The 25,672-nt window shown below is 73.9% G+C and carries 8 protein-coding genes; all 8 read right to left on the bottom strand.

The features are described from left to right. Window positions 1-7,257, bottom strand: a complete 7,257-nt coding sequence (locus ACWG52_RS39225; RefSeq protein WP_453129139.1) for an amino acid adenylation domain-containing protein — start codon at window positions 7,255-7,257, stop codon at window positions 1-3. A gap of 295 nt (window positions 7,258-7,552) precedes the next feature. Further along, window positions 7,553-8,818: an aminotransferase-like domain-containing protein gene (locus ACWG52_RS39220; protein ID WP_390169609.1), complete on the bottom strand. Its 1,266-nt coding sequence runs from the start codon at window positions 8,816-8,818 to the stop codon at window positions 7,553-7,555. Window positions 8,819-8,892: 74 nt separating this feature from the next. Then, the gene (locus tag ACWG52_RS39215) at window positions 8,893-9,111 is read right to left on the bottom strand and encodes an MbtH family protein (RefSeq protein ID WP_033226914.1); all 219 of its coding nucleotides are present in this window, start codon (window positions 9,109-9,111) and stop codon (window positions 8,893-8,895) included. A gap of 83 nt (window positions 9,112-9,194) precedes the next feature. Next, window positions 9,195-10,022: a thioesterase II family protein gene (locus ACWG52_RS39210; protein WP_331720988.1), complete on the bottom strand. Its 828-nt coding sequence runs from the start codon at window positions 10,020-10,022 to the stop codon at window positions 9,195-9,197. Beyond that, entirely contained in the window at window positions 10,019-11,005 is a 987-nt protein-coding gene (locus tag ACWG52_RS39205; RefSeq protein WP_390140203.1) for an alpha-ketoacid dehydrogenase subunit beta, read from the bottom strand. Before ACWG52_RS39205 ends, ACWG52_RS39210 begins: the two co-directional genes overlap by 4 nt. Further along, window positions 11,005-12,093: a thiamine pyrophosphate-dependent enzyme gene (locus ACWG52_RS39200; protein WP_389818274.1), complete on the bottom strand. Its 1,089-nt coding sequence runs from the start codon at window positions 12,091-12,093 to the stop codon at window positions 11,005-11,007. The genes ACWG52_RS39205 and ACWG52_RS39200 overlap by 1 nt, the downstream gene beginning before the upstream one ends. Next, entirely contained in the window at window positions 12,090-13,487 is a 1,398-nt protein-coding gene (locus tag ACWG52_RS39195; RefSeq protein WP_389818277.1) for an enoyl-CoA hydratase/isomerase family protein, read from the bottom strand. Before ACWG52_RS39195 ends, ACWG52_RS39200 begins: the two co-directional genes overlap by 4 nt. 32 nt (window positions 13,488-13,519) lie before the next feature. Further along, complete coding sequence (locus tag ACWG52_RS39190; protein ID WP_453129186.1) at window positions 13,520-25,468, bottom strand: amino acid adenylation domain-containing protein; 11,949 nt, start codon at window positions 25,466-25,468, stop codon at window positions 13,520-13,522. Between the last annotated feature and the right edge of the window lie 204 nt (window positions 25,469-25,672).

The following is a 25,672-nucleotide window of genomic DNA, read 5'->3' as shown; positions in this document are numbered from 1 at the left end:
TCAGGTCCTGGCGGCGGACGCCAGGATGCGGGCGAGGGTGCGCACGTTGTCGCCGGTCAGCATGGTCACGTGGTTGCCGGGCACGATCCGGATGGCGAGGTCCTCGCAGTGGTCCTCCCAGCCGAGGCCCGGGCGGCCGTGAAAGCGGTCCGACTCGTCGTAGTCGGTACCGCGGCCGAAGCCGGTGTCGCCGGCCCGCAGGACCGCGACGGGCCCCTGGTACGGCAGGGGTCGGTACCGCTGGACGGCTTCGACGCTGTCGGTCATCAGGGCGACCGGGTCGCCGCCGCCGTCGCCGCGGACCCAGTCGGCGATCTGGGCGAGTTCGGCGAGGTAGGCGTCGGCGTCGGCGGGCTCGTCGGTGCGGCCCTGCGCCGGGTCGTCGGCGGGGTGCGGCCTGGTGTCGGTCTTGGTGTCCGCCCCGGTGCCCGCCCCGGTGCCCGCCTCGGTGCCTGCCGCGGTGTCCGCGCGGTTCTCGGCGACCGCGCGCAGCCTGGAGGCGAACGAGCCCTCGGCCTCGGTGTCGGTGATCTCTCCGTCGGGGGCACCCGCGTCGATCATCACGACGAGGGGCGGCTGCCAGCCGTCGGCGGTGATCCGCTGGGCGATCTCGTAGGCGATGACTCCGCCTCCGGAGAAGCCGCCGAGCACGACCCGCCGGCCGCTCTCCAGGACCGGGAGCAGCGCCTCCAGGTAGATTCCGGCGAGTTGCTCGGTCGTCAGGTGCTCCGGCTCGGCCTGGTCGACGCGCGGGTCGCGGATGCCGGTGAGGGCTTCGGGGCCCGGGTAGCTCTGGGCGAGCTGGGCGTAGCAGGCGACCTGCCCGCCCGGGGGGTGGACCAGGTAGACGGTTCCGGCGTCCGGGTCGGCGGCCTCGCGCAGCGGTACGAGTACGCCCCCCTCGCCGGTGCCCGGGCCGTCGGCCAGCAGCCGGGCCAGGGCCCCGGCCGTGGGGTATGCGAGCAGATCGTCCAGGCGCAGGGTGCGGCCGGTGCGTTCGGCGATCTCGCGCAGCAGTTTCATCGCGAGCAGCGAGTGGCCGCCGGCCTCGAAGAAGTGGTCGCCGGTGGCGACGTCCGCGGTGCCGAGGACGGCCTGCCAGGCGTCCCGCAGGAGTTGGGTGTCGGGGCCCTCGGGCCAGGAGGCGGCGTCGTCGGCGCGGTCGCCCACGGGTCGGTCGGCCATCATGGGCAGGGCGTCGTCGGGGATGGTCTCCAGGAGATCGGCGACGGTGGTGAGGTCGTCGCCGGTCACCGGGAGGTCGCGCAGCAGCCGGGCGCACAGCTCGACCAGAGTGGCGGCTTCGGCGTCGGCCAGGCGGGACCGGTCGTGGACGGCGGCCAGCACGAGGCTGCCGTCCGTGTCGCGGTAGGCGAGCAGGGCGACGGGGAAGGCGGTCTCCGAACCGGCGGCGTCGGGGAGTTCGACCCGGATGCCCTGGTCGGCGAGGTCGTTCTCCAGGCCGTCCTGGGAGCGCGGGTAGTTCTCCAGGACGAGGAGGCTCTCGACGAGCTTCTCGCCGGCTCCGCGGCCGCTCCACTCGTGGATCTGGCCGGTGGACACCCACTCGTAGGAGGCCATGTCCAGGGCCTGGTCGCGCAGGCCGGCGAGGAGGCCGGGGACGGTCGCCGCGGGGTCGACCTCGACGGTCATGGGCAGGGAGTTCATCAGCAGGCCGGGGAGGCGTTCGACGCCGTCGAGCGGGATGCCGCGTCCGGAGACGGTCACTCCGAAGCCGACCCGGACGGGTCCGGTGCTGCCGCAGGCGCGGCTGAGCAGCAGGGCCCAGGCGGTGTTGAGCGCGCTGCTCTCGGTGGCTGCGTGGGATGCCGCCCAGCGGCGCAGGCGGTCGGCCTCGGCCGGCGTCAGCCGGGTCTGGGCGCGGCCGGAGCCCTGCTGCCCGGTCGGTTCGCCCGGCAGGGCGGGGCGTACCGCGAGCGGTCCCGCGGGTACGGCTGCGGACCAGTACTCGCGGGCCGGGCCGGTGTCCTGGGCGTGCAGCCAGCGCGAGTAGTCCCGGAAGTCGGGACGGCGCGTGCCGGTTTCGGACAGGGTGCCGCCCTCCAGGTAGGCGCGGTAGAACTGCTGGATCAGCAGGGAGACGCTCCAGCCGTCCAGCAGGACGTGGTGGAAGGTCAGCAGGACTCGGGTGGATGCCGTTTCCGTGTCGCCGGGGGCGGCCTCGTCGAACAGGGTGGCGCGCAGCAGGCCGGGGCGGCGCAGGTCGAAGCCGCGCAGCCGGTCGCGTTCGAGCAGGTCGTCCCAGTCGTCGCTGCCGTGCGCGAGGCGGACGACCTCGGGCCGGCCCTCGTCGTGCAGGACGAGCCGTGGTTCGGCCTGCCAGTCGAAGGCGGTGCGCAGCACGGCCTCGTGCGCGAAGACCGCCTCCCAGGCCGCGGTGAAGCGGTCGGTGTCCAGGGGCCCGTGCCAGCGCCAGTGGAGCTGTTCGACGTAGCGGCCGGTGCCCTGGTGGGCCAGGGCGTCGAGGAGCAGGCCGTGCTGTTGGGCGGTGACCGGAACGCTCTCGCGCCGCGGTCCGGCCGGGGTCGTGCGGCCGGTGCGGACGGGCCGGGCGGCGTGGCCGGGGGCCGTGATCTCGCCGGCGAGGACGGCGTCGGGATCGGCGCCGGCGAGGGTGGCGAGCACCCAGCGCATCTGGGCGACCAGTGCCTCGACGGCGACCTCGTCGACGCCGTCGGCGGGGCTGGGGACCCAGGTCAGTCCCATCCGCAGGCGGCCGTCGTGGACGATGCCGTAGACCTCGATGCCGTAGACGCGCTCGCAGCGCGCCGAGTGCTCCCGGGGGATCGGACGGCCCGACATCCGGAACCGGCCGGCGGGGCTGAGCTGGTCGGCCTGGCCGTAGTAGTTGAAGCAGACCAGGGCGGGCGGCATGGCTCGCAGGGCTTCGCGCACGGCCTGCCGGGGCTCGTACTCGCGGCAGGCGCCGAAGCCGACGCCGCCCTGCGGTACGGTGGCCAGCTCACGGCCGGCCTCGGTGACGAACTCCTCCGGTTGCCGGGCGCGTTCGGCACTGATCACCACCGGGTGGATGGCCGTGAACCAGCCGACGGTGCGGAACAGGTCGTCGCGGCCGTGTCGGCCGTGGGTCTCGACGTCGAAGGTGACCGTGGAGGTGCCGCGCCACCGGGCGAGGGCCTGGGCGAACGCGCCGGTCATCGTCTCGTGCACGGACAGGCCGAGGCGGCGCGGCAGCGGGCCGATGAGCTGCTGGGTGGCTTCGGCATCGAGGGAGAACTCGATGCGGCGGATCTCCTGCTCGTCGGCGGCCGGGGTGGTCAGCAGCAGGGTACGGGCGGCCTTGCGCTGCTCGGCCAGGGCGAGCCAGTGGTCGGCCTCGCCCGGGCGGGTGGCGACGGCGGGCAGGTCGTCGACCCACTGGCCGTAGGACCAGGCCTCGGCGGGCAGAGCGGGCAGGGCGCCGTCGGCGAGGGCGTCGAGGGCGTGTTCCAGGTCCTCCAGGAGGATGCGCCAGGACACCCCGTCGACGACCAGGTGGTGGACGGCGATCAGCAGCAGACCGGTGCCGTCGCGCCGGTCGCGGGCGAGGACGGCCCGCACGTGGATGCCGTCCAGGGGGCGAAGACTCTCCTCGGCTTCTTCGAGTACCCGGTCGAGCTCGTCCTCACCGCCGAACTCCCTTTCCCACAACACCTCGCGGGGCGGGTAGGCGGCGAAGGGGGCCGCGTCGGCCATCCTGCCGTCGCCGGTGGCGCCGTCGTGCTCGAAGCGGGCGCTGAGCGCGGGGTGGGCGGCCACGACGGCCTGCAGGGCGAGGCGCAGCGCGGGGGCGTCCAGCGGGCGGTTGAGCTCCAGCAGGACGGACTGGTTCCACTGGTGGAGATCGGTCCTGATGTGGCGGAAGAACCACGACTGGACGGGGGCGAGCGGCCGTCCGCCGGCCGGGCCGGCGGCCGCAGGCGCGGCGGCTGCCGCGGTGGGGCCCTGCGGCACGCCGGAGTCGAGATGGGCGGCGAGATCGGCGAGCACCGGGTGCTTGTAGATCTCGCGCATCGTCAGGGTGTAGCCCTCGCGCCGCATCCGGGAGACCAGCTGCATGGCGAGGATGGAGTCACCGCCGTCCTCGAAGAACTGGCTGCTGTCCTCGGTGGCTCCCAGCAGGTCGGCCCAGACGGCGCGCAGCCTGGGCAGGACGGCCGGCCGCGTCACCGCGGCGGGGGCGGACGCCGTCGGGGCACCGGTGGGTGCCGTCGGAACGGCACCGGAGGGGGAGGTCTGCGCAGCGGCGACGGAGACGGTCGTCGCGGTGGCGGCCGGTGCTTCGGCCCCCTGTGCTTCGACGGCCTGTGCATCGGACGGCTCGGCCGTGGCGGCGAGCCGGGCCAGCTCCTGGCGGTCGGTCTTCCCGTTGGCCAGCAGGGGGATCCGGGTCACGGGCGTGATCCGCACCGGCACCATGTGCGAGGGCAGTGCCCGGCTCACGTCCCGGCGCACCGCTGCGGCGTCCAGGCCTTGCGGCACCACGTAGGCGGTGATCTGCAGGCTGCCCGCGGCGTGCCGGGCGACCTGGACGGTGGCGTCCTCGACGCCGTCGACGGCCATCAGCGCGGCGCGCACCTCGCCGAGTTCGACCCGGTTGCCGTTGATCTTCACCTGGTCGTCGAACCGCCCGAGGTGGGTGAGGGATCCGTCCGGGAGCAGCCTGACGAGGTCGCCGGTGCGGTAGACCCGTCCGGGGCGGCCGTCGCCGAGGTCGAGGGTGCGGTAGCGGTCGGCGGTCCGGTCGGGATCGCCGAGGTAGCCGTCGGAGACCGTCCCCCCGCCGATCCACAGCTCGCCCGGCGCGCCGGGCGGCAGCAGCCGCTGCCCGTCGTCGAGGACGTGGCAGCGGATGTTGTCGAAGGGCACGCCGATCGGCACCTCGCCGCGGCCGGTCCACGAGCCCGCGTCGCCGCGCGGCCAGGAGAAGACGGTCGAGTACGAGGTCTCGGTCGGACCGTACGCGTTGTGCAGGCGGGCGGGGTGGACCGCTTCGAAGGCGCGGCGCAGTTCGTTGGGCAGCGACTCGCCGGTGCTGACCACGGTGCGCAGGCTCCGGTTGGCGGGGAAGTCCTCGGCCTCCAGCAGCAGCCGCAGCTGGGAGGGAACCAAGTGGAGCAGGGTGACCCGGTGCCGGTCGAGCGTCCGGGCGAGCAGGTCGGGGTCGCGTTCGGCGTCCGGTGGGGCGATGACCAGCCGGGCGCCGGCGACCAGCGCGACCAGCATCTCGTGGGCGCTCACGTCGAAGGTGAACGGCGCCTTCAGCAGCATGGCGTCGTCGGGGCCGATGCCGAAGTGGCGGATCGCGGCGAGGACGTCGGTGGCCAGCGCCCGGTGGCTGAGCTGCACGCCCTTGGGCAGGCCGGTGGACCCGGAGGTGTAGAGGACGTGCAGGGCGCTGTCGGCGGTGGGGGCGCCTCGGGGCACGGAGGACGGGCCGGCGGTGAGCGTCTCCAGGCGGACCGGTACGGGGCCGGGCGGGCAGGCCGCCTCGGTGTCGGCGGTGACCAGTACCGTCCGCATGCCGCTGCTGTCCACGATGTGGCGCCGGCGGGCCTCGGGGTGGGCCGGGTCGACCGGTACGTACGCGGCGCCGATCCGGAGTACGGCGAGCATGGCGGCGACGGCCTCGTCGGTGCGGGGCAGCATGGTGCCGACCCGGTCGCCGGCGCCGACCCCGCGGCCGGTGAGGGCCTGCGCGTAGGCGTCGATGCGGTCGTCGAGCTCGCGGTAGGTCCAGGCACGGTCGCCGGACTCGACGGCGACGTGGTCGGGCTGCTGCCCGGTGCGGCGGCGCAGCAGGGTGTCGATGTCGGTGTCGGGGATGGGGTGGTCGGTGGCGTTGAGCAGTTCGAGGGTGGCGCGGGCGGCCGGGCCGATGCCCGCCAGGTCGGTGACCGGGCGCTCGGGCTCGCGGACGATCTCCCGGGCGAGGGTGGTGACATGCTCGGCGAAGGCCTCGGCGGTGCCGGCCTCGATGCGGGAGGCGTCGTACTTGAGGCGACCGCGGACCCGGCCCTCGCCCTCGTACAGTTCGAGGGTGAGCAGGCCGAGGCCGGGCGAGGGGACGTCCTGGCGCCAGCGGGCGCGCAGGCCGCCGGGCAGTTCGACGCCCTCGGTGGCGGCTGCGGAGGAGTCGGCCCAGCTGTGCAGGACGAAGGTGCAGTTGAAGACCTGCGGGTCCGCCGGGTCGGTGCCGGGAACGAGGCGGGCGATCTTGGGGAACGGCAGCTGGGAGTGGTCGACGGCGCGGGCGAGTTCGGTCTGCACGCGGGCCACGAAGCCGGCCGCGCTCAGGCCGGCCTGCTCGGGGGAACGGACGAGCAGGGTCCGGACGAAATAGCCGACGGTGCGCTCGAACCGCAGGTCGTTGCGGACGCCCAGCGGGACGGCCACGGTCGGGGCGGACTGGCGCGCATACGTCCCGAGCGCCTTGAGGTAGGCGGCGAGCAGTACGGCGGCCGGGCCGGCCCGGTGGGTACGGGAGAAGCGGCCGATCTCGGCGGACAGGTCGGCGTCCAGCTCGACGGGCACGCTGCGGCCTACGGGCGTGTCGCCGCGGCCGGGGATGTCCAGCGGGAAGTCGACGTCGACGTCGGCACCGTCCAGGCGGTGGCGCCAGTACTCCTCCAGGGCGGTGGTGTCCGTGTCGGCGCGCCGGGCGCGGTCGGCGACGTAGTCCGCGAAGTCGGCCGGGGCTTCGCCGGGGACCTCGCCCTCCCTGTAGGCGGCGAGGAGGTCGGCGAGCAGGATCGCGGTGGACTCGCCGTCCACGACGAGGTGGTGGACGACGAGCAGCAGGGTGTGGTGCTCGGCGCCGTGACGCAGCAGCAGGGCCCGCAGGACGCCGTCCCGTTCCAGGTCCAGTTCGTGGCGTGCGACGGCCAGCAGCGCGGCGGCTTCGGCACCGTCGGAGGCGGGGGCGACGGTGCTGCGCTCCAGACGCGGGGTGCGGCCGGGCAGGATCTCCAGCTCGGGCAGGCCGTCGGCGCCGTCCACGACGCGGGCGGAGAGCAGGGGATGGCGGGTCGTCAGGGTGCCGAGTGCCCGTTCCAGTGCGGCGGGGTCGAGGGGGCCGCGCAGGTCGAGTGCCAGCGGCACGTTGTACGGGGATGCGGCGGGATCGGCGCGGTGCTGGAGCAGCAGGCCGAGTTGTTCCTCGGTCAGGGAGGTTCGGCGGGCGCCGTCCGCCGCCCGCGTCCCGGTCAGCACGCCTGCGGAGGGGTCATGGGTCATCTGAGGTCTCTCCTGGATCGAAATCAGGGGCGTGGGACGGCGGGCGGTTCGCCTCCACCGGCTGTACGCACACCTCCGCAGCGCGGCTGCCGCTTCCTCGGGGGCAGCGTCGTACTCCGGGCCTGCCGGGTCACCGCTGTGACGTGCGGTCACGAGTCTGCCGGGGGCCGCCCTCACGGCGCTGACAGTGCTGACAGGGGGGCCGGCGCGGCACGGAGGCGGCGGAGTGCATCGGCGAGGGCGTGGAGAAGGGCCCGCCCCGACGGGGGTGCGGGGCGGGCCCTGGGGGGATGGATCAATGGCTCCGGTCGGCGATGAACGCGGCGAGCCGGTCGAGGCCGCTGTCGATCTCGGCCGGCGTCAACACGCTGAACGACAGCCGCAGCTGCTCGGTGCCACCGGTGCCGGCGTAGAAGTGGTGCATCGGCGTCCACAGCACGCCGAAGCGGCGCGCGGAGTCGTCGAGGGCCGCGTCGTCCGCACGGAAGGGGACGGTGACCACGGCGAACAACCCGCCGGCCGGGGTGTTCCAGCGGACGCCGTGCTCCGGGTCGCCGAACCGGCGTGCGAGGCCGTCGAGCAGGGCGTGCCGGTTGCGCCGGTAGACGTTCGCCGCGGGTGCGCTGGCCCGTTCCATGCTGCACCCGTGTTCCAGCAGCAGTCCGCCGATGGCGGCCTGCGCGACGGAGGAGGTGTTGAGCGTCAGCATGCTCTTGAGTCTGGCCAGCTGGTCGGCGAGGACGCCGCCCTCCCGGACGGGCTGGTCGGCGATGACGTAGCCGATCCGGGCGCCGGGGAAGGCGGTCTTGGCGAACGAGCCGAAGTAGACCACCCGGGCGCCGCGGTCCAGCGACTTGAGTGTGGGCCGGCGCGGTGCTCCGTCGTGGAACATCGAGTACGGGTTGTCCTCCAGCAGGAGGATGTTCTCGCGCTCGGCGATCCGCAGCAGGCGCTCCCGGTCGGCGACCGGCATGGCGGCGCCGCCGGGGTTGGCGAAGTCGGGGATCACGTAGCAGGCGCGCGGTGTGAGGCCGGCGGCGCGAGCCCTGCGGATCTGGTCCTCCAGGTCGTCGGGGTCAAGGCCGCCGGGGCCCTCCCGGACCTGCCGCACCGGCATCTCGACCAGCCGGGCGGCGCCGGTGAAGCCGACGTACGTCGGGGCGGCGGCGAACACGACGTCCTGCGGGTCGCGCCGCAGCGCGCGCAGCACCAGGACCATGGCTTCCTGGCAGCCGGTGGTGACCACGATCGAGGCCGGGTCCACCGTCAGCTGCTCGTCGACCGCGAGGTGGCGGGCGATCAGGTCGTTGATGATGCCCTTGGTGTGGCCGTACTGGAACAGCGCGCTGGTCACCTGGTCGGGGTCGAGGCCCTGCCCTGCCAGGTGGCGGGTGTAGGTCTCCAGGTAGCGGTGGAGCGCGGCCACCTGGTAGCTGCCCTCGAAGGGGCGACCCGCCGCGAACGACACCGCCTGCGGGTACCGGCCGGTGATCTCGTTGAGCAGGGTCATCGAGGTCAGTGCGGGATCGGTCACCGACGCATGGAGGTCGGCGGTGCTCATGACTCCCCCGGCCGGCGCCGACGCCGACGGACGCGGCGGGTCGAGGAGTCCGGATGCCGGGCCGGGGGCGGCATTCACGCGGAGGTGCCGTTCATGGCGTCGACCAGGCTCTTGGGCCGCATGTCGGTCCAGAGTCCGGCGATCCGGTCGAGCGCGTCCTGCCGTCCGGCGGCCTGGACGGTGACCGTCCAACCGGCCGGAACCTCGGCGAACGACGGCCACAGCGAGTACTGGCCCTCGTGGTTGACGAGTACGAGATAGGTGGCCTCGGGGTCCTCGAACGGGTTGGTCATGACTCTCCTCGGATGGGTCGACGGATCGGTGGACCGGGCTCCGGGCCGGCCGGGCCGTGCCAACAGGGTCGGGTGCGGCACTGTCAGCGCGCTGACGCCGTTGACACGGATGCGGTGGGTGAGCGCTCCGCCGGTTGTCCTGTGGTGGAGCCGCCGGCCGGCTCACCGGGGCCGGTCAGGCCGGTCAGGACGTCGGCGACGACCGGGTACGGGTCGGCGGCCGGGTGGAAGTGGTCGCCGGGAAAGGTCCGGTGGAGGGTTCCGGCGGTGGTCGCGAGCCGCCAGCCGGCCGCTTCGGCCCCGGTCAGCTCGGGGTCCTGCAGGCCCCGGTGGGTCGTCACCGGGGCCCGCAGGACCGAGCCGGGCGCGGTCCGGTAGGTCTCGGCCAGGCGGTAGTCGGCACGGGCCGTGCGCAGCACGAGCTCGCGCAGGTCCGGGTGTTCGAGTACTTCGGGCGGTACTCCGCCGAGGCGGTCGAGTTCTGCCAGTACGGCGCGGTCGTCGCCGAGGTGGACGGTGCCGGGGCGCACCATGTGTGGTGCGGGCATCCCGGAGGCGGTCATCCGGACCGCGATGTGTCCGCGGGCCTCCAGCCGGCGGGCGGTCTCGAACGCGGCGAGGGCGCCGAGGCTGTGTCCGTAGAGCGCGAACGGCCGGTCCAGCAGGGGCAGTGCAGCCTCGCAGGCGCGGTCGGCGAGCCGGGCGAGGTCGTCGACGAGTGGTTCGAGGAGGCGGTCGGCGTGCCCGGGGTACTCGACCGCGTGCAGTTCCACGTCGTCGGGCAGGAGGGCGTGCCACTGGCGGAAGGCGGCGGAGGAGCCGCCGCCGTGCGGGAAGCACAGCAGCCTGATCCGGGCGGCCGGCCGGGGGCGCAGGCAGCGGAACCAGGTGGCGGTGGCCTCGGTGCTCATGCCGGGACCGCCTCCCATTCCAGGGACGCCACCGCGTCCAGGATCCGGTCCACGCCGGGCAGGTAGTGGCGCTCCAGCAGCGGCGGCGGGTACGGCACGTCGAATCCGGTGACGCGGCGCACGGGTGCTTCCAGGTGGTAGAAGCAGCGTTCGGTGATCCGGGCGGCGATCTCGGCGCCCGGGCCGGCGAAGCCGTGCGCCTCGTGGACGACGACGGCGCGTCCGGTACGGCGCACGCTGGCGCAGACCGTCGCGTCGTCGAGCGGCATCAGGGTCCGCAGGTCGATGACTTCGAGGTCCCAGCCGTGCTCGACTGCGGCCTCGGCGGCTTCCAGCGCGGTGGTGACCGCGGGGCCGTAGGCGATGAGGGTGGCATGGGTGCCGTGCCGTCTTATGACCGCCGAGCCGAGCGGGCCGGTGTCCACCGGCAGTCCGAGGGCCTCCTTGCGCCAGTACAGCCGCTTGGGTTCGAGGAAGACCACGGGGTCGGGGGAGGCTATGGAACGACGCAGCAGCGAGTACGCGTCGGCCGCGGTCGCCGGGGTGACGACCGTCAGTCCGGGGGTGGCCATGTAGTAGATCTCGGAGGAGTCGCTGTGGTGCTCGACGCCGCCGATGCCGCCGCCGTACGGGATGCGGATGGTCAAGGGGAGGCCGATGGCGCCGCGCGTGCGGTTGCGCAGTTTGGCGACGTGGCTGACGAGCTGTTCGAAGGCGGGGTAGGCGAAGGCGTCGAACTGCATTTCGACGACCGGGCGGTAGCCGTACATCGCCATGCCGACGGCGGTGCCCAGGATGGCCGATTCGGCGAGCGGGGTGTCGAAGCAGCGTTCGTCGCCGAATTCGGCGGCCAGCCCGTCGGTGATCCGGAAGACGCCGCCGAGGGCACCGATGTCCTCGCCGAACAGGATGGTCCTGGGGTCGTCGCGCAGGGCGTCGCGCAGGGCGGTGTTGAGCGCCTTGGCCATGGTGATCTCGGACATCAGTCCCCCTGTCCGTCCGCGGCCAGTTCGGCTGCCAGCCGCTCCGACTGCTCGCGCAGGTGGGGCGGTAGGTGGTGGTACACGTGCCGGAACATCTGCATCGGGTCCCCCGTCGGCGGCGTCGAGAAGCGAGCGCTCAGTTCGCCGGCGAAGGCGTCGGCGGCCGCGGCGATCCCGTCGGCGGCGGCGCGGTCGAGCACCCCGGCGGCCAGCAGGTCCCGTTCGAGGCGGTCGACCGGATCCTGGGCGGCCCAGGCGTCGGCCTCCCCGGCGGGGCGGTAGCGGGTGTCGTCGTCGGCGTTGGTGTGCGCGTCGATCCGGTAGGTGACCGCCTCGATCAGGGTCGGCCCGTGGCCGGCCCGGGCCCGTTCGGCGGCGTCGTGGACGGCCCGGTACACCTGGAGAACGTCGTTGCCGTCGATCCGCACTCCGGGCATGCCGTAGCCGGCGGCCTTGTCGGCCAGGGTGCGGGCCGCGGTCTGCTTGGCGAGCGGGACGCTGATCGCGTACTGGTTGTTCTGGACCAGGAAGACGACGGGGGCGCGGCGGACGGCGGCGTAGTTGAGCGCCTCGTGGAAGTCGCCCTCGCTGGTGGCGCCGTCGCCGATGTAGGCGAGCGCCACGATCGGGTCGCCTGCCATGCGGGCGGCGTCGGCCAGCCCGGCGGCGTGCAGGCACTGGGTCGCCAGCGGGGTGCACTGGGGGGCGGTGTGCTCGGTCACCGGGTCGTATCCGCAGTGCTGGTCGCCCCGGAAGAGGGTGAGCACCTGCACCGGGTCGATCCCTCGGGTGAGCAGTGCGACGCTCTCCCGGTAGGTGGGGAACAGCCAGTCGGTGGGGCGGACGGCGAGCGCCGAGCCCACTTGGCAGGCTTCTTGGCCGCGGGAGGAGGGGTAGACGGCGAGCCGCCCCTGCCGGCTGAAGGCGGTGGCCTGCCGGTTGAAGGCGCGGCCGACCACCATGGCCCGGTACATGAGCAGCTGCCGGTCGGGCGGCACCCCGGCGGCGGCCGGGGCGGCGGTGACCGGACCGGCGGTGACCGGACCGGCAGGGGCCGGGGCGGCGGTGGCCGCTTCGAGTACGGTCACCGCAGGCCACCTCCGCTGCGGGCGCGGCGACCGATCCAGGTCCGCTCCAGGTTGGCTATGAGGTCCGGGCTGTACAGCCGGTAGGACTGTTCGAGGGCGTAGGCGGCCATGTAGCGGCGGAAGAGGTCCAGCGGCTCCTCACCAAGGGTCATCATGCGGCGGTTGGCGGCGACGGCGGGGTTGTCGAGGTGCTGGGCGGCCCGCTCGACGGCGGCGTCCATGGCGTCGGCCGGGGCGGTCTCGTCGACGAGCAGTGCCGCGTCCGGGTCACCGGCGCGCAGCCGGTGGCCCCACAGGACGATCCGGCGGGCGGGCCGGCTGCCTGTCAGTGCGGTGAGTCGCAGGTTGGCGACGCCGGGGACGAGCCCCTCCTCCATGGCGGGCAGGCTGAACCACGAGTCGTCGGCGGCCACCACCCGGTCGAGGGTGGGCAGGATCTGCATGCCGCCGCCGATCGCGAAGGAATCGACGGCGCCCACCCACGGCTTGTCCGCCTGTGGCCACCAGCGCTCACCGCCCGCCTCGCCGTCCAGGCACAGGCCGCGGGTGAACTTCGCGATGTAGCCGATCTCGCGGCGCAGGAAGAAGCCGAGGAGGGAGATCTCGCCGTGGTAGAGGTGGGTGAGGTTGATGCCGGCGCTGAACACCCGTCGGCCGCGGTAGGCCGAGTGCGACATGGGAGCGCCGCGCAGGACTCCGACCCGGCTCGCCTCGTCGAGCAGCACCAGGTCGGTGCCGGTCTCCAGGGCGGCGACGGCCGCGTCGTCCTCGGCGTTGAGGTAGGCGTCGTTGCACAGCTCGAGGTGGGCGATGCCGTCGCGGCGGGTGACGGTGGCGAGCTTCAGGTCGGCCCGGCCGGTGCGGCGGTACTCGGGGAGCGCGGCCAGGGCGTCGGGGGTGGGCCGCAGCATGGTGCACAGCAGGTGGGAGCCGGCCCGGGGGGAGTCGAGGACGGCGTGGAAGAAGATGCCGAGGTCGATTTCCCAGCCTTCCTTGTCGCGCTGGGCGAGCCGGCCGTCGGCGGCCAGCAGGTCGCGGCCGGGCACCAGCCCCGGGTAGCGGTCGGCAGCCAGTTCGGCGAGCCGGTCCAGGCGGAGGTGGCGGGTGTGGCCGTCCGTCAGCTCGGTGTAGACCTGCTCCGCGTGGCGGGCGAGGAAGTCCCGGCGCAGGGTGCGGGCGCCCCGGTGGAGGGTGTCGGCGGTGCGCTGCTGGTGCTCGGTCCGCTCGCCCCGGGTCGGCAGTTCGGTGATGCGGGCGGTGAGCGTGCGCAGCAGGCCGGTGGCTGTGTCGCGGTCGGCGGCGAAGTCGCCGGTCAGGGTGGTGTCGGCCACGTCCGGGGTGTGCGGGCGGGAAGTGGTGCCGGGCACCGCGCCGGCGATGAGGGTGGAAGGCAAGGGGGTCTCCGTTCGGGTGGATGGGGCGGGACTCATCGGGGCGTCGCGGCCTCCGGCCGGGGCGTCCGGGCGGCCAGGGTGCGGCCGATCACGGCGAGGGCGTCGGCCCGGGCGAGTCCGGCGTGGTCGGTGTCCAGGCGGTGCTCGTCGATGAGGCCGCCGATGTGCGGCTGCCACAGGTCGGCCGTCAGGGTCGGGTCGGTGCGGTCGCGGGTGGCCGCGAAGAACTCCAGGTCGCCGCCGAAGTGGCCGGGCACGAAGCCCTCCAGGAGGCGGGTGTTGTTGAGGAAGACGGCGACCATGCGGGTGACGGTGTCCTCGTCCAGGCCGGCCAGGGCGCTGCCGGACTCGCGCAGCAGGGACATGACCTCCGGGCGGCTGAGGGAGCCGTCGCCGAGTACGGTCCGGTCGACCTGGGCGGCGTTCAGCAGGATCGCCATGACCTCCTGTTCGCCCACCTGGTGCTCGCCGGAGCCGTAGGAGCCGGGGTAGCCGTCGAGGACGGCGAGCAGGGTCACCTCGGCGCCCCCGGCTTCCAGCCGCGACGCGACGGCATGGGCGAGGAGTCCGCCGAAGGACCAACCGAGCAGCTGGTAGGGGCCGTTCGGGGCGGTCTTGCGGATCTGTTCCGCGTAGTCCTGCGCCATCTCGTCCAGGGTCGGCGGAAGCGGTTCGTCCTGGGCGAGTCCCCTGGCCTGGACGGCGTACACGGGCTGGTCGCGGTCGAGGTGGCGCAGCAGGCCGGAGTAGATCCAGCCGAATCCGCCGGCGGGGTGCAGGCAGAACAGCGGCGGCCGGGTGCCCTCGGCCCGCAGGGGGAGGATGACGCCCAGCGGGTCGGCCGTGGTCTGCGGGCCGTCGGTGCGGGCGGCGAGCGCCGCCACGGTCGGGGCCTCGAAGAGGGTGCGTACGGTCAGCTCGGTGCCGAGGACGGTGTTGATACGGCCCATCAGCCTGGTCGCCAGCATGGAGTGGCCGCCCAGTTCGAAGAAGCCGTCGTCGATGCCGACCCGTTCGAGGCCGAGCACCTCCGCGAAGAGGCCGCAGAGCAGTTCCTCGCGGGGGTCGCGGGGCAGCCGCCCGGTGCCGGGGCCGGCCCACTGCGGTGCGGGCAGGGCGTCCCGGTCGAGCTTCCCGTTGGGGGTCAGCGGGAGGGTGTCCAGCACCACGAACGCGGAGGGGACCATGTAGTCGGGCAGCCTGGCCTCCAGGTCGGCGCGGAGCCGGACCGGGTCGGGTGCGGCGGCGGGGTCGGCCGGCAGGACGTACGCCACCAGGGCGGTGCTGCCGGAGCGGTCGGCGCGGGCGACAACGGCGGCCCGGGCGACTTCCGGGTCCAGCGCGAGGGCGCTCTCCACCTCGCCGGGTTCGATCCGGAAGCCGCGGATCTTCACCTGGTCGTCGGAGCGGCCGAGGAACTCGATGACGCCGTCGGCGGTGTGGCGGGCCAGGTCGCCGGTGCGGTACATCCGGGAGCCCGTGTCGTCGAAGCGGTCGGCGAACGGGTCGGCGACGAAGCGCTCCGCGGTGCGTCCGGGCTCTCCCCAGTAGCCGCGGGCGAGGCCGGCGCCGGCGATGTACAGCTCGCCGGGGACTCCGGGGGGGACGGGCTGGAGCCGGGCATCCAGGACGTAGGCGCGGGTGTTGTCCAGCGGACGGCCGATCGGCACGAGGTCCGGGACCCGGCCGGCGTCGGTGAACGCGTGCCAGGTGCAGCCGAGGGTGGTCTCGGTCGGGCCGTAGAGCACCTTGACCACGGTGCCCGGGCAGTGCTGCAGGACGCGTCGCACGGCGGTCGGCGGTACGACGTCGCCGCCGGTCCACACCTGGGGGACTCCGGCGAAGGCGTCCGGCGCCTCGTCGGCGACGACCCCGAAGAGGCCGGCCGTCAGGAGGAGGGAGGTGACGCCCTCGTCGGCCACGACCCGGCGCAGCACGGCCGCGTCCAGGTTGCCGGGCGGGGCGACGACGATCCGGCCGCCGGACAGCAGCGGGCTCCACAGTTCATAGGTGGAGATGTCGAAGGCGTACGGGGAGTGCATCAGAACCCGCGCGTCGGGGCCGGGCTCCCAGCAGCGGTCCAGGGCGAGGTCGACGGCGTCGCCGTGGGTGATGCCGATGCCCTTGGGGACGCCGGTGGAACCGGAGGTGAACATCACGTAGGCGAGCTGGTCGGGTGCGGCGGCGACGCCGGGGTCGTGGCCGGGCCAGACGCCGGCGGCGTCCGCGGTCTGCGCGTCGTCCGCGGTCTGCGCGTCGACGACCAGGCCGCGGGTGCCCGGGTCGGGCAGGCGGTCCAGCGAGGCGCGGTCGGTGAGCAGCAGGGGGGCGCAGGTCTGGGCGATCACCTGGCGCATCCGCTCGGCAGGGTGTCCGGTGTGCAGGGGGACGTAGACGCCGCCGGCCTTGAGCACCGCGAGGGTGGAGACCACCAGGTCGGCGGAGCGTTCCTGGAGGACGGCCACCGGTGTTTCCGGGCGGACGCCCTCGGCGATCAGCCGGTGCGCGAGCCGGTTGGCCCGGGTGTCGAGTTCGCGGTACGTCAACTGCTCGGAGCCCGTTGCCACAGCGACGGCGTCCGGGGTGCGGGCGGCCTGCTCGGCGAAGAGGCCGGTCAGGGTCGCCGCAGAGCGGGCCGGCCGGTGGGCGGTGGCGTTCCAGCCGGTCACCGCGCGCTCGTGCTCGGCGTCGTCGAGGATCGGCAGGAGGCCGATCGGCCGGTCCGGTGCGGCGGCGGCGTGCGCCAGCAGCCGTACCAGGCGGTCGGCGAGCGCCTCGGCGGTGGCCGGGTCGAACAGGTCGGTGCGGTACTCCAGCATGGCGTCGATGCCGCCGGGGGTGCCGTCCTCGGCGTGCCGTTCGACCAGGTTGAAGGTGAGGTCGAACTTGGCGGCGCCGAGGTCGACCATTTCGGCGCGGACGCTCACGCCGGGGAGCGACAGGCCGCCCTCCGGGGTGTTCTGGAGGGCGAGGAGGACCTGGAACAAGGGGTGGTGAGCGAGCGACCGCTCCGGGCGGACGGCCTCCACGAGCCGTTCGAAGGGCAGGTCCTGGTGGGCGTAGGCGGCCAGGGCCGTCTTTCGGGCGCGGCCGATCAGATCGCGGAAGGTCGGGTCGCCGGAGGTGTCGGTGCGCAGGACCAGGGTGTTGATGAACAGTCCGACGAGGTCGTCGAGCGCGTCGTCGGTGCGTCCCGCGACCGGGGTGCCGATCGGGATGTCGGTGCCGGCGCCGACCCGGGTGAGCAGGGCGGCGAGGCCGGCTTGGAGCACCATGAAGAGGCTCGCGCCGTTCTGCCGGGCCAGGGCCAGCAGGTCCCGGTGGAGATCGGCGGGGAGGGTCCGCAGGATGGCTTCGCCCTGGTTGCCGGCGACGGCCGGGCGGGGCCGGTCGGCGGGCAGATCGAGCTGTTCCGGCAGCCCGGCCAGGGTCTGCTTCCAGTGGTCGCGCTGGCGGTGCAGCAGGCTGTCCGGGGCGTCCTCGTCGCCGAGCAGTTCGCGCTGCCACAGGGTGTAGTCGGCGTACTGGACCGGGAGGGGCTCCCAGTCGGGTGCGCCGCCGTCGAGCCGGGCCCGGTAGGCGCGGGTCAGGTCGCGGCCCAGCGGGGCGAGCGACCAGCCGTCGCCGGCGATGTGGTGCAGCAGCAGGAGCAGGACGTGCTCGTCCGGTGCGAGGGTGAACAGGGTCACGCGCAGCGGCAGTTCACGGGTGAGGTCGAAGCCGTGCCGTGCCGCCGCGGCGAGGTCGCCGGGGAGGTCCTGCTCGGTGGTGGCCCGTACCGCGAGGGCGGGGCGGGCGTCGTCCCCGGTGAGGACCCGCTGCCAGGGCGTGCCGTCGTGGTCGGGGAAGACGGTACGCAGGCTCTCGTGCCGGGCGGTGACGTCGGCGAGGGCGGCGCCGAGGGCGGCCTCGTCGAGCGGGCCGGTGAGGCGGACCGCAACCGGGAGGTTGTAGCTGGGGTCGGGGCCGCCGAGCCGGTTGAGGAACCACAGCCGGTTCTGTCCGAAGGACAGCGGGACGTGTTCGGGGCGGTCGGTGGCGCGGGGAGCGGGCCGCCGGCCACGGTCGCCCCGCTGAAGGACATCGGCGAGGGCCTCGACGGTGGGTGCCTCGAACAGGTCGCGGACCGCGATCTCGGCACCCAGGACGGTACGGATCCGGCTGGTCAGCCGGGTCGCGAGCAACGAGTGCCCGCCCAGATCGAAGAAGTCCTCGTGGATGCCGACCTTCGACAGCCCCAGAACCTCCGCGAACAACGACGCCAGAATCTCCTGCTGCGGCGTGCGCGGCACACCGCGGCCCTCCACCGACCGGCCCGGCGCCGGCAGCGCCGCCCGGTCCAGCTTCCCGTTCGGCGTCAACGGCAACGCATCCAACACCACGAACGACGACGGCACCATGAAAGCCGGCAACACCCGACCCAGAGCCTCACGCAACACACCCGGATCCGGCACCGAACCCGGCACCGCAACCAGATAGGCCACCAGCCGCCGCTCCCCCGGCCGGTCCTCCCGCGCCAACACCACAGCCCGGGCCACCCCCGGCTGCGCCGCCAGCACACTCTCCACCTCACCCGGCTCGATCCGGAAACCCCGGACCTTCACCTGATGATCCGCACGGCCCGCGAACTCCAGCACACCCGACCCGGCCCACCGCGCCAGATCACCCGTGCGGTACATACGCGTCCCCGGCCCACCGAACGGATCGGCGACAAAACGCTCCGCCGTCAGCCCCGGACGATTCAGATAACCACGGGCCACACCCGCACCCGCGAGATACAACTCACCCACCACACCCGGCGGCACCGGACGCAAGAACCCGTCCAACACATACAGCCGCGCATTGTCCACCGGACCACCGATCGGCACCCGCTCCGGCCACCCACCCGGATCGACCGGGAGGGTGTGGGTGGTGACAGCGTGGGTCTCGGCCGGGCCGTAGACGTTGTGCAGGCGTCGGCCGGGGAGCGTCCGGTACAGCTCTCGAACCTGTTCGCCGGCGGTGAGGGCCTCGCCGCCTTGGAAGATGTCGGTGAGGTCGGACAGGGTACGGCCCTGTTCGGCGGCGGCCTCGGCGAGCGCCTCGACGACCAGGTTGGGGGCGAACAGCTCGTTGACCCGGTACTCCTCCAGCCAGGCGGCGAGCGCGTCGGCGTCGCGCCGCACGGCGTCCGTCGGGACGACCAGGGTCTTGCCCATGACCAGCGGCGAGAGGATCTCCTGGACGGAGAAGTCGAAGCCGATGGCGGTGTACTGGGCGGTGCGCACGCCCGGGCCGCCCGGGAAGCGTGCGGCGTGCCAGGTCAGCAGGTTGGCCAGGCCCGCGTGGGGCATGACGACGGCCTTGGGGCGGCCGGTGGAGCCGGAGGTGTAGATGACGTACGCCGGGTGGGCCGGGGTCAGCGGCGCCGTCCGCTCGGCGTCGGTCAGGTCGCTCTCGGCGGGTTCACCGCCGAAGGTGTGGCCGTCGGACGGTCCGGTGCTGTCGGACGGGTCGAGGCGGTCGAGCCCCTCAGGCACTCCGTCGCAGGCTCCGGGCACGGTGACGATGCACACCGGTGCCGCGTCGCCCAGCATCTGGGTGATCCGCGCGGCAGGGTATTCGGTGTCCACGGGCAGGTAGGCGGCGCCGGTCTTGAGAACGGCGAGCAGCGCGACGACGAGGTCGACGGAGCGGGGCAGGGCCAGGGCGACGATCTGCTCCGGTCCGGCGCCGCGGGCGACCAGGCGGCGGGCCAGGCGGTTGGCGCGGGCGTTCAGCTCGGCGTAGGTCAGCCGATCGCCCTCGTGCACCAGTGCCACACCATCCGGCGTATGCGCCACCTGGCGCTCAAGCATCGCCGGTATGCACTCATCGTTCTGCGCTCCGTTCGTCGTGTTCCAGTCCGTCAGCAGGCGTTGCCGCTCGGCCGGGTCGAGGATGTCGATGCCGCTCAGCGGGCGGTCCGGGTCGGCGGTGACCTGCTCCAGCAGGTGCAGCAGGCGCCGGGTGACGGCCTCGGCGGTGGACCGCTCGAAGAGGTCGGTGCTGAATTCGAGGGCTGCCTGGATCCCGGCGGGGCCGCCGTCGGCGCTGCGGTGCTCGACCATGCTCAGGTGCAGGTCGAACTTGGCGATGCCGACGCCGACCGGTGCCGGCGTCGCACGCAGTCCGGGCAGGTCGAGCTGTGCCTCGCCGTCGCTGAGGAAGGCCAGCATGACCTGGAACAGCGGGTGGCGGGCGAGGGAGCGCTCCGGGCGGAGCCGTTCGACGAGCTTCTCGAAGGGCAGGTCCTGGTGTGCGTAGGCGGCCAGGTCGCCCTCCCGGACCCGTTCGACGAGTTCGCGGAAGGTCGGGTCGCCGGAGGTGTCGGTTCGCAGGACCAGGGTGTTGACGAAGAACCCGACCAGATCGTCGAGGGCCTCGTCGGTGCGGCCGGCGATGGGGCTGCCGATCGGGATGTCGGTGCCGGCACCGTGCTTGGTGAGCAGCTCGGCGAAGGCGGCCTGGAGCACCATGAAGAGGCTGGCGCGGGTGTCGGCGGCGAGGGCGAGCAGCCGCCGGTGCAGTGCGGTGGGCACGGTGAACGGGACGTGGTCGCCGCGGTAGCTGATGACGGCCGGGCGGGGGTGGTCCAGCGGGAGTTCCAGCATCTCCGGCAGCTGGGCCAGTGCGCCGGTCCAGTGTGCGAGCTGGCGGGCGTACCGGCTGTCGGGGTCGTGTTCGTCGCCGAGCAGGTCGCGCTGCCACAGGGTGTAGTCCGCGTAGTGGACGGGCAGCGGCGCGTGGTCCGGGGCGCGGCCCTCGACGCGGGCCGCGTAGGCCGTGGACAGGTCGCGGGCGAGGGGCCGCCACGACCAGCCGTCGCCGGCGATGTGGTGCAGCACCAGCAGCAGGACGTGCTCGTCCGGTGCCAGCCGGTACAGCGTGGCATGCAGCGGGAGTTCGACGGCGAGGTCGAAGCCGATGCCGGCCTCGGCAGCCATCAGCGCGTCCGCGTCGGCCGCGGTGGTGTCCACCGTGCGCAGGGCGGGGCGGGCCCCGCCGGGCGGGAGGACCATCTGGTGCGGTACTCCGTCGGTCTCCGGGTAGAGGGTGCGCAGGGTCTCGTGGCGGGCGGTCACGTCGGCGAGCGCCTCGGCCAGCGCGGCGGCGTCGAGTTCGCCGGTCAGCCGCAGGCTCATCGGGATGTTGTAGGTCGCTCCCGGGCCTTCCAGGCGGTGCAGGAACCACAGCCGGTACTGGGCGAAGGACAGCGGCAGCGGGCCGGTCCGCTCCATGGGGCGCAGCGGCGGGCGGACGCCCAGGGCGTTGCCGAGCAGGGTGGCGAGGGCGGCGACGGTCGGCGCCTCGAAGAGGTCGCGTACGGCCAGTTCGGTGCCGAGGACGGCGCGGATCCGGCTGAGCAGCCGGGTGGCGAGGAGCGAGTGGCCGCCGAGTGCGAAGAAGTCCCGGTCGATGCCGACCTTGGGCAGGCCGAGGACCTCGGCGAACAGGGTGCTGAGGATCTCCTCGCGCTGGTTGCGCGGGGCCTGGCCGGCGGCGTCGGCGTCCCAGTCGGGGGCGGGCAGCGCGGCGCGGTCGAGCTTGCCGTTGGGGGTGAGCGGCAGGTCGTCGAGGACGACGAACGCGGCGGGGACCATGTGGGCGGGGAGGATCCGCTCGGCGTGGGCCCGTACCTCGGCAGCCAGTTCGCCGCCGCTGTGGGCGCGGCCGGGGTCGTTCGCCAGGGTGGCGAGCGGGGTGCCGGCCGGGGCGGTCGAGCGGTAGGGTGCGGCGTCCCCTCCCGTCTCCGGCAGTTCCGGCAGTTCCGGCAGTGTGAACACCACGTCGAGGGCTCCGTCGCGGCCGTCGGACCAGGTGACGGCGGTGCGGTAGCCGAGCCGTTCGCCGAGGGCGTGGAAGTCCTCGCAGTCCGGGAGGCCGGCGGGAGCCGGCTCGTCCAGCCGGGCGAGGGCGAGGGCTGCGCCATCGTCCTGGAGTGCCAGGCGGGCCCGGTTCTCCTGGGCGAGGCGAAGGTTGGGGACGGCGGTGACGCGCAGGCGCGCGGGCCGGCGCTGCTCCAGGAGCGTGGCGAGGGCGTCCGGGCCGGTGAGGTCGGCGTCCCAGTCGAGCGTCTCCTCCACGCCGGCGGGGACGGCGGCGGGGACGGCGGTGCGGAGCACCACGTCGTAGCGGTGGCGGCTCATCTCATTGTGGTGGCGGCTGCGGCGGACCTCCAGGCCGACGCCCGTGACCGCGGGCGCGGCCGCGGCGAACACCGTGAAGAAGTCGGGGTCGAGCAGCAGCTCCGGCTCGTCGGCGGTGCTCTGGGCGACGGCCCGGCGGACGGCGCCGTCGTCGGCGAAGGCGCCGGCCCTGCGCAGTTCGACGGCGGTGCGGAAGGTCTCCAGCAGCCGGTGGTTGCGGACGTCGCCGATGTAGACCGAGCCGCCGGGGGCGAGGAGGTCCAGGACGCCGGTGAGAACGTCCGCCAAGTAGTCGGCGTTGGGGAAGTACTGCACGACGGAGTTGAGCACGATGGTGTCGAAGAACCCGCGGGGCAGGCCGTCGAGTACGTGTGCGGGCCGGGCTCGCAGTTCGACCTTCCCGGCGAGCCCGGGCACGCGGTCGACCTGCCCGCGCAGGCGGGCCACCACGGCCGGGGAGATGTCGGTGCCCCAGTACGCCTCGCACTCGCCGGCCAGTGGCGCGAGGATCAGGCCCGAGCCGCAGCCGATCTCCAGGATCCGGCTCGGGCGCAGGGCGCGGATGCGGTCCACGCTGGCGTCGCGCCAGTCGGCCATCTCCGCGGCGGGGATGGCCGTGTTGGTGTAACTGCTGTTCCAGCCGTCGAAGTCGTCGCCGAAAGTGCCCGTCAGCTCACCGTAGTGCTCGTCGTAGGTCTCCTGCCAGCTGTCGAGCTGGCTCTGCTCGCGGCCCCGGTCGCGGCCGTCGGCCGGCGTGCCGGCCCCGGCGGGTACCAGGTAGGCGACCAGGCGGCGGTCGTCCTCGTGCCGGGCGGCGATGACGGCGGCGCGTTCGACCGCCGGGTGGGTGGCGAGCGCGGCCTCGACTTCGCCGGGCTCGATCCGGAAGCCGCGGATCTTCACCTGGTGGTCGGTGCGGCCGGCGAACTCCAGCTCGCCGTCGGGGCGCCACCGCGCCAGGTCGCCGGTGCGGTACATGCGCGCGCCGGGCGTACCGAACGGGTCGGCGACGAACCGCTCCGCTGTCAGGCCGGGCCGGTTGCGGTAGCCGCGGGCCAGGCCGCCGCCGGCCAGGTACAGCTCACCGACCACTCCGGGCGGTACCGGCTGGAGCAGCGCGTCGAGAACGTACGCGCGGGCGTTGGGGACGGGCCGGCCGATCGGCGGTACGACGGCGCCGGTGAGGGGGGCGCTGATGGTGGTACAGACCGCGGCCTCGGTGGGCCCGTAGGCGTTCGTCATCCGGCGGCCGGTGGACCAGCGTCCGACTTGGTCGGGGGAGGTCGCCTCGCCGGCGACGACGAGGTCCACGCCGGCCGGCAGGGCATCGTCGGCGAGGACCGCGAGGGCGGTGGGCGGGAGGGTGAGGAAGGTGGTGCCGGTCCGGGCGACGAGCTCGGCCAGCGCGGGGCCGGGCTGAAGCTGCTCGGCGGGTGCGACCACGAGGGTGGCGCCGGACAGCAGGGCGAGGGTGATCTCCCACAGGGCGGCATCGAAGCTGATCGAGGCGAACTGCAGGACCCTGCTGCCGGGGCCGAGGCCGAACTCCTCGATCAGGGGGACGAGAACGGACGCCACGCTGCGGTGCGGGACGGGCACGCCCTTGGGCAGGCCTGTGGAGCCGGAGGTGTAGATGACGTAGGCGGGGTGCAGCGGGTGCAGGGGCGTGGTGCGCTCGGCGTCGGTGAGGTCGTGTCCGGGGACATCGTCGAGGCCGACCTGGTCGACCAGCAGCTGCGGTACGCCGCCGGGCAGGCCGGCCGCGACGGAGGTGTGGGTGAGGACGAGCGCGGGGGCGCCGTCCTGGAGCAGGTACGCGATCCGCTCGGCCGGGTAGGCGGGATCGACCGGCAGGTAGGCGGCGCCGGTCTTCAGCACGGCGAGGACGGAGACGATCAGGTCTGCGGAGCGGGGCAGCGACAGGGCCACCACCTGCTCCGGGCCGATGCCCTGTGCGCAGAGCAGCCGGGCGAGCCGGTTGGCCCGGGTGTTCAGGTCGGCGTAGCCGGTCTCGGTGCCCTCCTGGACCAGGGCGACGGCGTCGGGGTGCTCGGCGGCGCGGGCCTGGAACAGCTCCGGCCAGGTGGCGTCCGCGCCGGGGCGGGAGGTGTCGTTCCAGGTGTGGAGGATGCGGTGGCGTTCGGCCGGGTCGAGGATGCCCACCCGTCCGATCGGCTGGTCGGGGTCGGCGGCGACCGACGCCAGCAGGGCGGTGAGCCTGGCCCCGAGGGCCTCCACGGTGGCCTGCTCGAACAGGTCGGTGCTGAACTCCCAGTCGCCGCGCAGCGACCGGCGGCCGTCGGCGTGCCGTTCCTCGGCCACGGCCAGGGCCAGGTCGAACTTGGCGAATCCGACGCGGACCGGCTCGTGGACGACGTCGAGGCCGGGCAGCACGGGCTGTGCCGTGGGCATGCTCTGGAAGGCCAGCAGTACCTGGAACAGCGGGTTGCGGGCGAGCGAGCGCTGCGGGTTGAGGGTCTCGACGAGCTTCTCGAAGGGCAGGTCCTGGTGTGCGTACGCGGCCAGGTCGGTGGCGCGGGTGCGTGCCACGAGTTCGCGGAAGGTCGGGTCGCCGGAGGTGTCGGTGCGCAGGACCAGGGTGTTGACGAAGAACCCGACCAGATCGTCGAGGGCCTCGTCGGTGCGGCCGGCGATGGGGCTGCCGATCGGGATGTCGGTGCCGGCGCCGTGCTTGGTGAGCAGGGCGGCGAACGCGGCGTGCAGGACCATGAACAGGCTGGCGTCGCAGGACCTGGCCAGGGCGCTGAGCCGCTCGTGCAGCTCGGGCTCCAGGTGGAAGGGGACGGTGCGGCCGTGGTGGCCGGCGGCGGCCGGCCGGTTGTGGTCGGTGGGCAGTTCCAGTTGCTCGGGGGCGCCGGCCAGGGACCGGGCCCAGTGGTCGAGCTGGCGGGCGCCGAGGCTGTCGGGGTCGTCCGGCGAGCCGAGCATCTCCTGCTGCCAGAGGGTGTAGTCGGCGTACTGGACCGGGAGGGGCTCCCAGTCGGGGGCGGCGCCGTCCCGGCGGGCGGTGTAGGCGCGGGTGAGGTCGCGGGTGAGTGGTGCGAGCGACCAGCCGTCGCCGGCGATGTGGTGCAGCAGCAGGAGCAGGACGTGCTCGTCCGGTGCGAGGGTGAACAGGGAGACCCGCAGCGGCGGTTCGGAGGTGACGTCGAACTCGTGGCGGGCGGCCTCGGCCAGCATCTCGGCGAGTCCGGCCTCGTCGGCGGGGACGACGACGAGGCCGGGCTCGGCCTCGTGCGGTGCGAGGACGTGCTGGTAGGGCCGGCCGTCGGCGCTCGGGTAGACGGTGCGCAGGCTTTCGTGGCGGTGCGTCAGGTCGGTGAGGGCCTGTTGCAGCGCCGGTCGGTCCAGCTCGCCGCGCAGGCGCAGGGCGAGCGGGATGTTGTAGGTGGAGTTGGGTCCTTCCAGGCGGTTGAGGAACCACAGGCGCCGCTGGGCGAAGGACAGCGGGACGTGTGCGGGGCGGTCGGTGGCGCGCAGGGCGGGGCGGACCTCGCGGGCCTCGTCCAGGGTTTCGGCGAGGGCCTCGACGGTGGGTGCCTCGAACAGGTCACGGACCGCGATCTCGGCACCCAGGACGGTACGGATCCGGCTGGTCAGCCGGGTCGCGAGCAACGAGTGCCCGCCCAGATCGAAGAAGTCCTCGTGGATGCCGACCTTCGACAGCCCCAGAACCTCCGCGAACAACGACGCCAGAATCTCCTGCTGCGGCGTGCGCGGCACACCGCGGCCCTCCACCGACCGGCCCGGCGCCGGCAGCGCCGCCCGGTCCAGCTTCCCGTTCGGCGTCAACGGCAACGCATCCAACACCACGAACGACGACGGCACCATGAAAGCCGGCAACACCCGACCCAGAGCCTCACGCAACACACCCGGATCCGGCACCGAACCCGGCACCGCAACCAGATAGGCCACCAGCCGCCGCTCCCCGGCCGGTCCTCCCGCGCCAACACCACAGCCCGGGCCACCCCCGGCTGCGCCGCCAGCACACTCTCC

It is taken from the genome of Streptomyces sp. CLCI03 (assembly GCF_053615355.1).
Note: the sequence above shows the minus strand (reverse complement) of the source record. Positions and strands in the feature narration are given on the sequence as shown.